Source organism: Caballeronia fortuita (genome assembly GCF_001544835.2).
Classification (GTDB): Bacteria; Pseudomonadota; Gammaproteobacteria; order Burkholderiales; family Burkholderiaceae; genus Caballeronia; species Caballeronia fortuita.
Genome location: NZ_FCNX02000007.1, coordinates 298397 through 311855, shown reverse-complemented (window position 1 = coordinate 311855; position 13459 = coordinate 298397). Strand labels below are relative to the sequence as shown.

Below are 13459 nucleotides of genomic sequence, written 5' to 3'. Positions count from 1 at the left end.
TCTTTGCTTACTTTCTTTGCAGCAGCAAAGAAAGTAAGTGCCGCCCCGCACAGGGGCAACGCAAATAGACCAATAACAAACCGGGATCCGGCGAGAAGAAAAAAACACCTATCCCCGAGTACCCCGAGAAATCTCCGTCCCGGCATCATGCGAAAGCCGCGCAGTGATCGGCATAGAGAGAAAAGAAAACAGCCCAACGACGAGAAACGCCGGCCAGAAGTCCGACCATTGCACGCTCGCATGACCGTTCAGATACTGCGAGAGCTCGAGCGTAATCCCCGCGACCGTCACGCCGAGCCCGAGCGAAACCTGCTGTACGAAGCTTGCAAGACTGGTAGCACGCCCGACATCGCGTGTTTCGATTTCCGCATACGCAAGCGAGTTGAGGCTCGTGAACTGCAACGCAGGGAAGAAGCCGCCGAGCAGCACCACAGCCCAGATCACCCACGTCGGCGTACCGGGAAAGAACGTGCCGCACGCCGCGATAGCAACGCCCGACAACGCCGCGTTATAGAACAGCGTCTGACGGAAGCCGAACCGATGCAGCACGCGCGATGCAAGCGAGCGCATGAACATGCCGCCGAACGCCGACGCGCACGTGATCGCGCCGGACTTGAACGCCGTCATGCCGAGACCCTCCTGCAGCGCGAGCGGCAGAAGAAACGGCACGGCGCCGAGCCCGATGCGAAACATCGATCCTCCAAGCACGCTCGCCTGAAATGTCGGCACGCGAAAGAAGCGCAGATCGAGCAGCGGCTTCTCCGCGCGACGCGCATGCACGACGTACAGCACGACCATCAGCGCGCCAGCGACGCACATTGCGTACGCCACGCGCTGCGGGATCAGCTCGCCGCCGACGAGCGAGAGCCCGAGCAACAGCAGCACGCCCGCACTCGCCGAGAGAAAGAAGCCAAACCAGTCGAGCCGGCCCGGATGATCCTCTCGCGAGTTGGCGATGTAGCGGTTGGTCAGCCAGATGCCCGCGATGCCGATCGGAATGTTGATGAAGAAGATCAGACGCCAGTGCAGATACGTCGTGATGAAGCCGCCGAGCAGAGGACCCGCCGCGGGACCGAGCATTGCGGGCACCGAGAGATAGTTCATCGCGCGAATGAACTCCGAGCGGCGCACGGATCGAAAGATGATGATGCGCCCGACCGGCACCATCATCGCGCCGCCGACGCCCTGAATGAAACGCGCGACAGTGAACGGGCCGAGCGATGTCGATGCCGCGCACAGCAGCGAGCCCGCGACGAACACGCCAATCGCCGTGCGGAAGACGGCGCGCGCGCCGAAGCGGTCGGCGACCCATCCACAGATCGGTATGAAGACGCCGAGCCCGAGCACGTAGCTCGTGACCGCAACCTTCAGCGTGACGGGATCGCGTCCGAAGGCGCGCGCCATTTCGGGAATCGCCGTCACGATGACGTTGGCGTCGACGCTTTCCATGAACATCGCACACGCGACGATGAGAGGGGCAATGAAAGCTTTGACGGCAAGCGGCATGTTGATTCGCGATCGACTCTTGGCGGCAAGAGCGGCGATTATGGCACCGATATGGAGCAGTCGCTGAGCGATCGCGACGCGCTGCGTGGTGCGATGAACATTCAATCGAGGAGTGAAGAAGCGATGGACCCGCAGGACCTGCAACGTCTCGTCACGCAGACGATGCCCTATGGCAAATACAAGGACCGACTCATCGCCGATCTGCCCGGTCACTATCTCGCATGGTTCGCGCGTGAGGGTTTTCCAGAGGGCAAACTCGGCCGCCTGCTCGCGTTGATGCATGAGATCGACCACAACAATCTGCGCTCGCTGCTCGAACCGCTACGAGGCCGCTGAGATCCGGGCGTTATCTCAGGCCTCTGAGAATGCTCGCATGGGCACGCTATAGGTTGTATTGCGGAGATTTGCAAGCACAAGATATTGTGGAAATACGAGACGCAGAATGCTAAACTTCGGCAACGAATTCGACGCACGCGATGAGCCTCGAAGCGCTATCGATGTTCATGTGACGAGGTGCATCGAACGACGAGAAGTGTGGCCGATGACACGCATCGAACGTCGTCGAAGATGAGCGAGAGAACATCGCGAGTCGACATATGTTTTGCATCGCATCGCGTGTCGGCGAGAGACATCGATCGATGATCGAAGCGAGTCATGCTTCGATGCATTCACGCTTCGCGGCACAGCATCGCGCCAATGCTCGCACTCGAGCGCGGCGTGCTTCGCATCATGCATCGGGCATCGTCCGCGAAGCCTTGCGCCGCAAGGCTTCGAGAGCAGCGATGAAGTCATGCGAAAGCGCGCTGCGATGTCATGGAAGCTACTCGATCAGGACCGCTTCACACACGAATCGAGCGATGCTGCATCGAGCATCGCGCACACGGCTTCGAGCCAAGTGTTGTATGCAGGTAGCAACGTCGAATCTAAATCGCATGAAAACGAGAATTTTCATGAGCAAACTCTTTTATCGCTCATGAAAAGATGGTACAAACCGATCTAAATTGATGGTGAGAATTTATGCTCAACTGGGATGACGAGACCACTGCCGTAGCTCCCTCGAGCGCATCGCAACAGAACGCGTTGCGTAACGCTCAAGGCACGACTTTCGGTACGCCGGCAGCGCAAGCTGCGGCTCATCAAGCTGCCCATCAGACTGCACAAGCGAACAACATCTTCTCCGATGGCTTCGTTCCGCCCGCAGCCGCGAATCCCGCAACCCTCGCTTCCGCAGGCGCGATCGCCGCGCAGAGCGAAGCGCGCGTCAATGTCGCCGACAAGCGCATCATCAACGGCAAGACCGACGTCAATCAGCTCGTCCCGTTCAAGTACAAGTGGGCGTGGGAGAAGTACCTCGCCGGCTGTGCGAATCACTGGATGCCGCAGGAAGTGAACATGTCGCGCGACATCGCTCTGTGGAAAGACCCGAACGGTCTGTCCGACGACGAGCGACGCATCGTCAAGCGCAACCTCGGCTTCTTCGTCACGGCGGACTCGCTCGCCGCGAACAACATCGTGCTCGGCACGTATCGTCACATCACCGCTCCGGAGTGCCGCCAGTTCCTGCTGCGCCAGGCGTTCGAAGAGGCGATCCACACGCACGCGTACCAGTACATCGTCGAATCGCTGGGACTCGACGAGAGCGAGATCTTCAACGCGTATCACGAGGTCAAGTCGATCCGTGACAAGGACGAGTTCCTCATCCCGTTCATCCAGACGCTGACCGATCCGGCCTTCACGACCGGCACGCTGGAAGCGGACCAGAAATTGCTCAAGTCGTTGATCGTGTTCGCCTGCATCATGGAAGGGTTGTTCTTCTATGTCGGCTTCACGCAGATTCTGGCGCTGGGTCGCCAGAACAAGATGACGGGCGCGGCGGAGCAGTATCAATACATCCTCCGTGACGAATCGATGCACTGCAATTTCGGCATCGACCTCATCAACCAGATCAAACTCGAAGAGCCGCAACTGTGGACCGCCGAATTCAAGGCCGAAATCCGCGAGCTCTTCAAGCAGGCTGTTGACCTTGAATATCGCTACGCTGAAGACACCATGCCGCGCGGGGTTCTCGGCCTGAACGCGTCGATGTTCAAGAGTTATTTGCGGTTCATCTGCAACCGGCGTTGCCAGCAGATCGGACTGGACCCGCTCTACCCGAACGAGGAAAACCCGTTCCCGTGGATGAGCGAAATGATCGACTTGAAGAAGGAACGCAACTTCTTCGAGACACGCGTGATTGAGTATCAAACCGGCGGCGCGCTGACCTGGGAATAATAAAAATCCAGGACGTGTTGCAGACGAAATCGATGGGACGGACGGGCAGCAGCGTGTCGCTCACGCGCGCCCGGCCGACAAGGTTTAGGAGAACGGTCGCCTGATGCAAAGTGCGCCTGATGACTTGGCGGGCCGCGTGGCCCGAATAGAAGACAGGCCTTTTGCGATCCCTGAAAAGGGAAGGGCAAACTTCCCCCCGGAAAATGCCAGCGGCAAGCTCGCTGGCTCGATCAAGCGATGGCCGGCGCCGCGGATACGCGGAGCTGACTCAATTTGGCGCGCGGTGCCTTGGGGCACGGCGCGCCTTGCCGTATTCATTAGCGTAAGCAGGTGGGATCAGCGTACGCCGATGAATAATCCGCTTCGTAGCGTGCGCTGTGAGAGGCGACGCGTGGGAAGCGGGTTTTGACGAAGGGTGTTGTTTGAACTGACTCTCATCTGAAAACCTGAAGGAGAAAAACCATGGCAGTTGCCAAGAAAAAACCCGCCGCGAAGAAGGCTGCAGCTAAGAAGGTCACCGCGAAGAAGGCCGCTCCGGCGAAGAAGGTTGCCGCCAAGAAGGTCGCTGTGAAGAAGGTCGCGGCGAAGAAAGTAGCGGCGAAGAAGGTTGCAGCGAAGAAGGTCGCGGCTAAGAAGGCTCCCGCGAAGAAGGCAGCAGCAAAGAAAGTCGCGACCAAGAAAGTAGCGGCGAAGAAGGTTGCAGCGAAGAAGGTCGCGGCGAAGAAGGTCGCGGCTAAGAAGGCGCCCGCGAAGAAGGCAGCAGCAAAGAAAGTCGCGACCAAGAAAGTAGCGACCAAGAAGGCTGCGGCGAAGAAGGCGCCTGCGAAGAAGGCCGCCGCCAAGAAGGCGCCCGCGAAGAAGGCCGCAGCGAAGAAGGCTGCTGCGAAAAAGGCTCCCGCGAAAAAGGCTGCTGCGAAGACCGCAGCCGCTGCGCCCGCGCCTGCTGCTCCTGCCCCTGCGGCGAAGAAGGCCCCCGCGAAGAAGGCTCCGGCCAAGAAGGCCGCTGCTGCGAAGAAGACTACGGCTGCCGCTCCTGCAACGACGGCAACGACCGTGTCCGCGCCTGCTCCGGCTCCGGCCGCTGCGGTCAAGACGGCGTTGAACCCGGCAGCAGCATGGCCGTTCCCGACGGGCAGCCGTCCGTAACTTCTCGCGGTACGCAACACCCAGGCACAGCGTGCTGTGTCCTTAGTCCGGGTAAGCCTACCCGGCCTGAACCCGTCGCCGGGGAAGCTCGGCGGCGGGTTTTTCGTTTCGGCGAACGGATGTGAGTCATCGTGCGCTCGCAGCGTTGGGCGGCGCCAAAAGAAAAAGCGCATGCATCGTTCGATACATGCGCTTCTCAACTTTACGGCGCGGATTCCTCCGCTGAAAGACCTTGGCTCAGTGGGTCACGCGCGTGACTCCGCCGCTCGAGAGCAGACGCACCCGCTCGCCGGCCTGAAACACTTCGCCGTTCGCCGTCTGCGTGATCGCGCGCATGTCGCCGTTGTCGAGGCGCACGGTGATTTCCAGACCGTTCTTCATTGCGACGCTGTTTTCGACCGCATTACCCGCGACGGCGCCGGCCAGCCCGCCGATGATCCCCGCGATGATCGAGCCGTTGCCGCCGCCGATAGCACTTGCCGCGGCCACGCCGCCCAGCGCACCGCCGCCGATCGTGCCGAGGCCCGTAGGCTGGCCGTTGTTCGAGCTGATCTTCACGCCGCGCACGCTTTCGACGGTCGCCATGCGCACCGTTTCCTCACGCTGCGCCTGCGACGCCGTGTAGACGTCCGAAGAACTGCTGTTATAGGCGCAGCCCGTCATTGCCACCGAGCCGACGAGCGCCATGGCCAGCGCGATACGACTTACCGTTTTCATTCCTTTACTCCAATCACTCAGAACAGGCTGCTACCGAACGCCTGCTTGAAACGTTCTTCGATTTCGGCGCGCGTCGGCGCGTAGGTTTGCGGCCCCTGATGTTCGATTTTCAACGAACCCATCAGACTCGCGAGACGACCCGTTTTCTCCCAGCCAAGCTTGTTCTCGATGCCATACAGAAGGCCGCCGCGGAACGCGTCGCCGCAACCGGTTGGATCGACCACCTGACGCGCCGCCACGACAGGAATCTCGGACGCGCCATCTTCATGATAGATCTGCGCGCCGTGTTCCCCACGCGTGACGACGAGGGCATCGACACGGCTCTTGATGTCTTCGATCGACCAGCCGGTCTTGTTGCTCAACAACTTGGCTTCGTAATCGTTGACCGCCACGTACGTGGCGAGTTCAATCATGCGACAAAGTTCAACGCCTTCGAGAATCGGCAAGCCCTGGCCCGGATCGAAGACGAACGGCACGCCCGCGCGCGCCAGTCCTTCGGCGTGTTCCCGCATGCCTCGTGCCCCGTCGGGCGCGACGATGCCGAGCGTAATGCCCTGCGCCGCGTCGGCTTGGTTCTGATGCGACTCCATCATCGCGCCGGGATGGAACGCGGTGATCTGATTGTTCGCTAGATCGGTGGTGATAAAGCATTGCGCCGAGTGCTGATCGGGCAGCACGCGCACATACTCCTTCGACAGACCAAGTGCGTCGAGCCGGTCGATATAAAGCTGCGAATCCGCCGCGCCGAGCGTCGCCATGATCTTCGGATCGCCGCCGAGCAGCTTCAGCGCATACGCGATGTTGCCCGCGCAGCCGCCGAAGTTGCGTCGCATCGTCGGCACCAGGAAGCTGATGTTCAGCATGTGCACCTGATCCGGCAGGATGTGGTCGCCGAAGCGCCCCTGGAAGGTCATGATGTTGTCGTAGGCGAGCGAGCCGCAGATGAGCGTAGCCAAGGCGAACGTCCTTTATGAATTGAGCCGGAAGAGAATGCGCATACGGCGCGCGGCGAGCATGGCACCGCGCCTCGTATGCGCGGACCGCTTCGCCGGAAGCGGTCCGCGGAGAATTACTTCAGCGCGGCGAGGGCTGCGTCGTAGTTCGGTTCGTTCTTGATTTCGGGCACGAGCTCGGAATGCAGCACTTTATTGTTCTCGTCCAGCACGACGACCGCGCGAGCGGTCAGGCCCTTGAGCGGGCCGCTCGTCACGTCGACGCCGTACGCCTGCGCGAAGTCGTGTCCACGGAACGTCGATGCCGTCACGACATTGGCGATGCCTTCGGTCGTGCAGAAGCGCTTCGCGGCGAACGGCAGATCGCCCGAAACGACGACTACGACCGTGTTGTTCAGGCCGGCGGCCGCTTCGTTGAACTTGCGCGTCGAGGTGGCGCAGGTCGGCGTGTCGAGGCTCGGAACGATGTTCAGCACCTTGCGCTTGCCCGCGAAGTTCGCGAGTTTGACGTCGCCGAGATCAGCGCCGACGAGCGTGAATTCCGACGCTTGCTGGCCTGCGCCGGGAAAGGTGCCGTTGACGTCGATGGGATTGCCGCCGAGGGTAACTTGACTCATGTTGCGCTCCAGAGAGTTGTCAGATGCTGACGGGAAAATCGCGCGTGCGCGATCCGCGAGGGTCGTGACGCGCGTCGTGTGGAACGGGAGCGGGCGGCGTCGCGCGCCTGCCCGCCCTCATCACGGGTAAAAGACCTGAACCCGGTAATTCGCGGCGACCGCATCGCCCGTATCGAGCCGGACGATGACCGGCTGCGCGCTTTGCGGCGCAAGGCCGATGGCGAATATCGTACCCGGTCGCGCGTAATCCTGCGGCCAGAGCACGCGCCGGATGGCCACGTTGTTCTTGTCGTCGAGCAGTGTGAGTTCGAGCGCCGGAAACGCGAGCGCGACGTCCGTACGGTTGCGCAGCGACAGCTTCAGTTCGAGCTTGTGCGGACCGTCGACCTGACGCAGCCCGGAACTCTCGATCTGCAGTCCGTCGATGTTGCGCGGCGGCGAAATGGTGCAGCCGAGCTGATCGCAGATTTGCGAATAGAACACGTGCGAGCCGGGCACGTAGACCATCACGGTTTCGCGTTGCCACCACGCGAGCTGCACGAGCAGCAGAAGCACGAGCAGCAGCGCGACGATGACACCGACCACGCGCCCGAGCTTGCCGGACCTCGCGTGCGCCCGCGCCGGCGCGCGCGCCTCGCGCGCTTCCCGCGATTCGCGGATGACCGGAAACGCTTCGTTCGCGCTCGTCCGGCGTGCGGGCGGGGATGGCTTTCGGGCGCCGAAGCCGGGCTCGGCGTCTTCGCGCCAGGCGGGTGTGGCGGGAGCCTCCGGCTCGGGATGCGCGCGCGGTGCGTCCGGCTGAGGCACAGGTCCGATGAACGGCTCGGCGCGATCGTCGACGGGATCGACGAACGGCGTGGCGGGCGGCTCGGCGAGCGGCGCGTCGTGATCGGCCTGAGCGGAATTGGCGGCGTCGGGATGCGGCGTGCCGACGCGAATGAACTGCTTCAGCCGGGCCGATTCCGACGGCAGCGTGGAGGACTCGTTCGCAGCATCGTTCGGCTTGGGCTCGCCGGGCGGCGGCGGCGTCCGGCTTTGCCGCGAAGCGTTGAGGAAAGCGGGATTGCCGGCGTAGACGGTGCGTTCGGTATCGGTATCGGTATTGGCCTGCCTCGGAGCGGCGCCGATTTCGAGATTGCGCGGCGCGAACGGCCGCGGCTTCGATGGCGCATCGGGCGGCGCGGTGACGTGCGCGGGCACGTCGTGATTTGCGCTCGAACTCGTCGTGGGACCGACGGCAGCATCATCGTCGATGATCGCGGCATGCTGGGCGACGCCTCCTGCCGCCGGCTCGTCGGGCAGTTCGAAGCGATGATGCGCGGCATCGAAAACTTCCTGACAGTGTCCGCAGCGCACGCGGCCATCGTGCGGCGCGAGCAGATGCGGGTCCAGCTTGAATACGGTTTCGCAGTGAGGGCAGCGGGTTGCCAGCGCCATATAAGAAGTGCCGTTGGCCTGACGGCCTGATCGTGGAGGATGGCGCTATTCTAAAGGCTTTCGCGCCGCGTTCCCGCGAGGCAGACCCAGCCTTCGTGCTCGCGCCAGACGCCGATGTCGATCCACTTCGCATAGACCGCGGCGACCTCGTCGGCCTGGCGCGCGAGCACGCCCGACAGCGCGATCCTGCCGCCCGGCTTCACCTTCGCCGAGAGCATCGAGGCCATCAGCTTGAGCGGATTCGAGAGAATGTTCGCGACGACGATATCGAATTCGCCGGCAGGGCATGCGTCGGGCAAACCGTAGGTCACGTCCGCGCGATTGCGCTCGCTGTTCTGGCGCGCCGACTCGACCGCCTGCGGATCGATGTCGATGCCGACGACCGGATCCGCGCCGCACTTCTTCGCGAGAATCGCGAGGATGCCCGATCCGCAGCCGTAATCGAGCAGAGATTGCCCCGGCTTCACCGACTGCTCCAGCCATTCCATGCAAAGGCGCGTGGTCGGATGGCTGCCGGTGCCGAACGCGAGACCGGGATCGAGCTCGAGCACGAGCGCCTCCGGATCGGGCGCGTCGTGCCACGAGGGCACGACCCAGATGCGCTCGCCGATGGGAATCGGGTCGAACTGCGATTGCGTGAGACGCACCCAGTCCTGCTCCTCGACATCGCGCACGCTGAACGCGGGCGTCGCCGCGAGGCCAATCTCGTTCGCGGCGGCGGCGAGCAGCACGTCGGGATCGGCGTCGTCGGCGAGCAGCGCCACGACGCGCGAACGGTTCCACGCGCTCTTCTCGGGCACGAGCCCCGGCTCGCCGAAAAGCGGCTGCTCGTCGGGCGTGTCGGCGTCGGCATCTTCGACGGACACCGACAGCGCGCCCACTTCCAGCAACGCATCCGACAGCGCTTCCGCGTGCTCGCGATCCAGCTCGGCGATCAGTTCCCGGTAACTCATGCTATTTCTCTGGATAGTGCGTGCTTCAGGACTCTTCGGCGACGGCAGCCTGGCGCGCGGCCAGCTTGTTCTCGAGATAGTGGATGCTCGTGCCGCCTTCGACGAACTTCGCGTCGATCATCATCTCGCGATGCAGCGGGATGTTCGTCGAGATGCCTTCCACGACCATTTCCGAGAGCGCGATGCGCATGCGGTTGATCGCCTGCTCGCGCGTCGCGCCGAACGCGATCAGCTTGCCGATCATCGAATCGTAGTTCGGCGGAACGAAATAGTTGGCATAAGCGTGCGAATCGACGCGGATGCCCGGACCGCCCGGCGTGTGCCACGACGTGATGCGTCCCGGCGACGGCGTGAACTTGAACGGGTCTTCCGCGTTGATACGGCATTCGATCGCGTGGCCGCGGAACTGGATGTCCTTCTGGCGGATCGAGAGCTTCTCGCCCGCCGCGATACGGATCTGTTCCTGCACGATGTCCACGCCCGTGATGAGCTCCGTCACAGGATGCTCGACCTGCACGCGCGTGTTCATTTCGATGAAGTAGAACTCGTTGTTCTCGTACAGGAATTCGAACGTACCCGCGCCGAGATAGCCCATCTTCTTGCAGGCGTCGGCGCAGCGATCGCCGATACGCTCGATCAGCCGCCGTGCGATGCCCGGCGCCGGCGCTTCCTCGATCACTTTCTGGTGGCGGCGCTGCATCGAGCAATCGCGCTCGCCGAGCCAGAGTGCGTTGCGGAACGAATCCGACAGCACCTGAATCTCGATGTGACGCGGATTCTCGAGAAACTTCTCCATGTACACCTGCGGGTTGCCGAAGGCGCGGCCCGCTTCTTCGCGCGTCATGTTGACCGCGTTCACGAGCGCCGCTTCCGTGTGCACCACGCGCATGCCGCGCCCGCCGCCGCCGCCCGCCGCCTTGATGATGACCGGATAGCCGATGGTGCGCGCAATCTTCACGATCTCGCGCGGATCGTCGGGCAACGCGCCTTCCGAACCCGGCACGCACGGCACGCCGGTCTTGATCATCGTCTGCTTGGCGGTGACCTTGTCACCCATCAGGCGGATGGTTTCGGGACGCGGCCCGATGAACGTAAAGCCCGATTGCTCGACGCGCTCGGCAAAGTCGGCGTTTTCGGAGAGGAAACCGTAGCCGGGATGGATGGCTTCGGCGTCGGTGACTTCGGCCGCGCTGATGAGCGCGGGCATGTTCAGATACGAAAGGTTCGAAGGCGCCGGTCCGATGCAGACAGCTTCGTCGGCCAGCTTGACGTACTTCGCTTCCTTGTCGGCTTCGGAATAGACGACGACGGTCTTGACGCCCAGCTCGCGGCACGCGCGCTGGATGCGAAGCGCGATTTCGCCGCGGTTCGCAATAAGAATTTTTTCAAACATAGTGGGTCGGCTCATCAACGGGCTCGCGCGAGCGGCCCTCGGGGATCCAATCGGCGGCGCGCGCCTCGACGCAACGAGGTCGCTCACGCGCCAACGCGGCGAAGCCGGGCGGCGACGATGCAGACCGCATCCGCCGCTCGGCCCGATGCGCCATCAGTCGCCGATCACAAAGAGCGGCTGGCCGTACTCGACCGCCTGGCCGTTGTCGACGAGGATTTCCTTCACGACGCCGGCCTTGTCCGATTCGATCTCGTTCAGGAGCTTCATTGCTTCGATGATGCACAGCGTCTGGCCTTCCTTCACCGTATCGCCGACCTGCACGAACGGGTCGGCGCCCGGCGACGGCGCGCGATAGAACGAGCCGACCATCGGCGAGGTCACGGTGTGGCCCTGCGGCGCGGCTGCAGCGGGCGCGGCGGCGGCCGGCGCACCGGCTTCGCCCGCACCGGCGAAATGCGGTGCAGCGGGCGCCTGCGCCTGCGGCGCGAACTGTTGCGGCGCCTGCATGTAGACCGGCGCGGCGTTCTTGACGATGCGAACCTTGCCTTCGCCTTCCGTCACTTCCAGCTCCGAGATACCGGATTCCGAGACGAGGTCGATCAGCGTTTTCAGTTTACGAAGGTCCATCGAAAAATCCCCTTTCAATACTTGGAGACCGGGGCTGACCCGGCACTTGACTTGATTTGTTGGGTGTTCTGACTGCTCAGCCGCGAGTCGGCGCGGCCAGCCGGCCGACGCACGCGCCCGCGCCGCGCACTTTCGCGCTCGCGCAGGCACCGTCGAAGACCACGGCGGCAGAATCGGTCGGCACGCCGGATGCGTTCGTAACGAACGCGCCTACGTGGTCGCTTTGAAGCGCGCGCCCGAACGGCTTGCGGATGACGGTTGCGGGTGCCCCACGGCGCCCGACATCGATGCTGCGGATGTCGGACTCGACGGCGAGGGGGCCAAATGGCACCGGCAGAGTTGTCATAGTCGCTTCGGGTTGTGCGGAATTCGGCGCACTTTAGCGCCGTTTAGAGAATTTTGTCTAGTTTTACCGTGCGGGCCGTCTCAAAACCGTGGGACATATTACCGCCCTGCGGCACCCGCCACTTGGAATTTCTCGCAAAAACCGCCAATTACGCTGTAACGTGCTGCTTACGCGACGCAAGCCCCTGCCTAATCGCTGCGAATTTTTACAGGTTGTCGAGCGTGTGTTTCAGTTCGGCGGGATCGACTTCGCCGAGCTTCGTCGAGCGGATCTGTCCTTTTGCGTCGATGACAACAGTGAACGGCAAGCCGCCTGCGTTATTGCCGAAGCTGCGCGCAAGATCCGCGCCGCCGAAGCCGGTCACGTAGACGGGATAGGCGACCGGCACTTTCTTGAGGAAATCGTTGACGTTCTTTTCGCTGTCGACGCCGAGGCCGATGAACGTGATGCCTTTTTTCTCGTAATCGCGCTGCAGGGCGGAAAGCGTCGGCATTTCCTTGACGCACGGCCCGCACCATGACGCCCAGAAATTGACGACGACCGGCTTGCCCTTGAACGCCGCCAGCGGCTGCGACGTGCCCGATGCACCCGGCGGCGTCGCTTTCCACAGTTGCTCGACGGCGTTGCCGCCTGGCTGCGTCGCGGCCACGGAATCGCCGCCAGTAAACAGATGGCCCGCGTAGAAACCGCCGACGGTCGCGGCGACCGCGACCACGAGGGCCGCCAGAATGCGTGTGCTTTTCATGAGCGTCCGGAAGAAAGGTCAGCCGCCGATTTCCAGCGGCGGGGCATCGGGATGATCGAGCAGCGCGCGCACTGCCGCCGCATTGGCGCGGGCGAGACGTCCCCGGCCGTCCGCGCGCACCGCGCCGCGCAGGTCATCGGGTCCGTAGAGCGCGATATGCACGCCGATCGGCTCCTCGTTGCGCACCCGATGCAGGAAACTCAACGTCTCGACATAGCCGCGTCCGGCGAAATGCCGCGTTTCGGACACGTCGTACTGTATGTTCGCGTTGAGCAGATAGATTGCGACTTCCTTCGGATTGTCGCAGAAGCATTGCAGATGGATATCGGAATGCTCGCCCGCGGTGCCGTTGAGCACCGCGCCCGTCAGATAAGGATCGAACGGCTTGAGGCGGTCCATCCAGTCGAGCGCGACTTCGCGCATGCGGCGCAGCACGGCCGGCTGACTGTCGCTCTGGAAAATCGCCTGATACTCGCGGATTTCCTCTTCGATCTGGTCGTTATCGGGCAGAAACTCGCCGCCGATCTTCGCCTCGCCGACGACTTGCCGCGCCGCCTTGCGTTTCGCGGTGGCGTAGTCGAGGCCGTCCTCGGCGATCATCCTCGCGGCGGCGATCGCGATTTCCTCGCGCACGCGCTGCGGATCGAAATGTGATTTGCGAACCATCCCGGAATGATACTAGATAAGCTCGAACGACCCTTTCGCAGGCCCGGCGCGACAAGCTCGCGGTGGCGAAAAGCGGCTAGCC

The 13459-nt window shown here is 62.8% G+C and carries 14 protein-coding genes and 1 pseudogene; 4 read left to right on the top strand and 11 right to left on the bottom strand.

Annotation, left to right across the window (positions count from 1 at the left end; translation table 11 throughout):
• Positions 1-108 precede the first annotated feature (108 nt).
• The gene (locus AWB77_RS15940) at positions 109-1506 is read right to left on the bottom strand and encodes an MFS transporter (protein ID WP_061135410.1); all 1398 of its coding nucleotides are present in this window, start codon (positions 1504-1506) and stop codon (positions 109-111) included.
• Positions 1507-1629: 123 nt separating this feature from the next.
• On the opposite strand from AWB77_RS15940, the gene AWB77_RS15935 reads away from it, so the two are divergent.
• The 4 genes and pseudogenes from AWB77_RS15935 (at position 1630) to AWB77_RS34435 (ending at position 4923) form a co-directional block, all read left to right on the top strand.
• Positions 1630-1842 carry a DUF3820 family protein gene (locus AWB77_RS15935; protein ID WP_061135471.1) on the top strand — a complete coding sequence of 71 codons (213 nt, stop codon included), beginning with the start codon at positions 1630-1632 and terminating at the stop codon, positions 1840-1842.
• 681 nt (positions 1843-2523) lie between these two features.
• Positions 2524-3777, top strand: coding sequence for a ribonucleotide-diphosphate reductase subunit beta (locus AWB77_RS15925; protein WP_061135408.1), 1254 nt, complete (start codon positions 2524-2526; stop codon positions 3775-3777).
• A 103-nt stretch (positions 3778-3880) separates the two neighbouring features.
• Positions 3881-4208 (top strand): annotated as a pseudogene (locus tag AWB77_RS36885) (hypothetical protein).
• Positions 4209-4239: 31 nt separating this feature from the next.
• Positions 4240-4923 carry a histone H1-like DNA-binding protein gene (locus AWB77_RS34435; protein ID WP_074168895.1) on the top strand — a complete coding sequence of 228 codons (684 nt, stop codon included), beginning with the start codon at positions 4240-4242 and terminating at the stop codon, positions 4921-4923.
• Between the two features lie 237 nt (positions 4924-5160).
• On the opposite strand, the gene AWB77_RS15915 is transcribed toward AWB77_RS34435, so the two are convergent.
• The 10 genes from AWB77_RS15915 to AWB77_RS15870 form a co-directional block, all read right to left on the bottom strand.
• Positions 5161-5640: an outer membrane lipoprotein gene (locus tag AWB77_RS15915; protein WP_061135407.1), complete on the bottom strand. Its 480-nt coding sequence runs from the start codon at positions 5638-5640 to the stop codon at positions 5161-5163.
• 17 nt (positions 5641-5657) lie between these two features.
• A complete protein-coding gene (locus AWB77_RS15910; RefSeq protein ID WP_061135406.1) occupies positions 5658-6596 on the bottom strand; it encodes a carbohydrate kinase family protein in 939 nt (312 codons plus the stop codon).
• 113 nt (positions 6597-6709) lie between these two features.
• Complete coding sequence (gene tpx, locus AWB77_RS15905; RefSeq protein WP_061135405.1) at positions 6710-7210, bottom strand: thiol peroxidase; 501 nt, start codon at positions 7208-7210, stop codon at positions 6710-6712.
• A 120-nt stretch (positions 7211-7330) separates the two neighbouring features.
• A complete protein-coding gene (locus AWB77_RS15900) occupies positions 7331-8647 on the bottom strand; it encodes a zinc-ribbon and DUF3426 domain-containing protein (protein WP_061135404.1) in 1317 nt (438 codons plus the stop codon).
• Between the two features lie 50 nt (positions 8648-8697).
• Positions 8698-9600: a 50S ribosomal protein L11 methyltransferase gene (prmA, locus tag AWB77_RS15895; RefSeq protein WP_061135403.1), complete on the bottom strand. Its 903-nt coding sequence runs from the start codon at positions 9598-9600 to the stop codon at positions 8698-8700.
• A gap of 25 nt (positions 9601-9625) precedes the next feature.
• Complete coding sequence (gene accC, locus AWB77_RS15890) at positions 9626-10993, bottom strand: acetyl-CoA carboxylase biotin carboxylase subunit (protein WP_061135402.1); 1368 nt, start codon at positions 10991-10993, stop codon at positions 9626-9628.
• 153 nt (positions 10994-11146) lie between these two features.
• Positions 11147-11620, bottom strand: a complete 474-nt coding sequence (accB, locus tag AWB77_RS15885) for an acetyl-CoA carboxylase biotin carboxyl carrier protein (RefSeq protein WP_061135401.1) — start codon at positions 11618-11620, stop codon at positions 11147-11149.
• Between the two features lie 76 nt (positions 11621-11696).
• Positions 11697-11966 (bottom strand): hypothetical protein, encoded by a 270-nt coding sequence (locus AWB77_RS15880; RefSeq protein WP_061135400.1) that lies wholly within the window; start codon positions 11964-11966, stop codon positions 11697-11699.
• A gap of 205 nt (positions 11967-12171) precedes the next feature.
• Positions 12172-12711: a TlpA family protein disulfide reductase gene (locus tag AWB77_RS15875; RefSeq protein WP_061135399.1), complete on the bottom strand. Its 540-nt coding sequence runs from the start codon at positions 12709-12711 to the stop codon at positions 12172-12174.
• Positions 12712-12729: 18 nt separating this feature from the next.
• On the bottom strand, positions 12730-13377 hold the full coding sequence (locus AWB77_RS15870) for a hypothetical protein (RefSeq protein WP_061135398.1): 648 nt from the start codon (positions 13375-13377) through the stop codon (positions 12730-12732).
• Positions 13378-13459 lie beyond the last annotated feature (82 nt).

Excerpts from the sequence above, each read along its gene's own strand:
- AWB77_RS15915 (WP_061135407.1), bottom strand. The coding sequence starts at position 5,640 with ATGAAAACGGTAAGTCGTATCGCGCTGGCCATGGCGCTCGTCGGCTCG.
- prmA (WP_061135403.1), bottom strand. The coding sequence starts at position 9,600 with ATGAGTTACCGGGAACTGATCGCCGAGCTGGATCGCGAGCACGCGGAA.
- AWB77_RS15940 (WP_061135410.1), bottom strand. The coding sequence starts at position 1,506 with ATGCCGCTTGCCGTCAAAGCTTTCATTGCCCCTCTCATCGTCGCGTGT.
- tpx (WP_061135405.1), bottom strand. The coding sequence starts at position 7,210 with ATGAGTCAAGTTACCCTCGGCGGCAATCCCATCGACGTCAACGGCACC.
- AWB77_RS34435 (WP_074168895.1), top strand. The coding sequence starts at position 4,240 with ATGGCAGTTGCCAAGAAAAAACCCGCCGCGAAGAAGGCTGCAGCTAAG.
- AWB77_RS15880 (WP_061135400.1), bottom strand. The coding sequence starts at position 11,966 with ATGACAACTCTGCCGGTGCCATTTGGCCCCCTCGCCGTCGAGTCCGAC.
- AWB77_RS15900 (WP_061135404.1), bottom strand. The coding sequence starts at position 8,647 with ATGGCGCTGGCAACCCGCTGCCCTCACTGCGAAACCGTATTCAAGCTG.
- accC (WP_061135402.1), bottom strand. The coding sequence starts at position 10,993 with ATGTTTGAAAAAATTCTTATTGCGAACCGCGGCGAAATCGCGCTTCGC.
- AWB77_RS15925 (WP_061135408.1), top strand. The coding sequence starts at position 2,524 with ATGCTCAACTGGGATGACGAGACCACTGCCGTAGCTCCCTCGAGCGCA.
- AWB77_RS15870 (WP_061135398.1), bottom strand. The coding sequence starts at position 13,377 with ATGGTTCGCAAATCACATTTCGATCCGCAGCGCGTGCGCGAGGAAATC.
- AWB77_RS15935 (WP_061135471.1), top strand. The coding sequence starts at position 1,630 with ATGGACCCGCAGGACCTGCAACGTCTCGTCACGCAGACGATGCCCTAT.
- AWB77_RS15875 (WP_061135399.1), bottom strand. The coding sequence starts at position 12,711 with ATGAAAAGCACACGCATTCTGGCGGCCCTCGTGGTCGCGGTCGCCGCG.
- accB (WP_061135401.1), bottom strand. The coding sequence starts at position 11,620 with ATGGACCTTCGTAAACTGAAAACGCTGATCGACCTCGTCTCGGAATCC.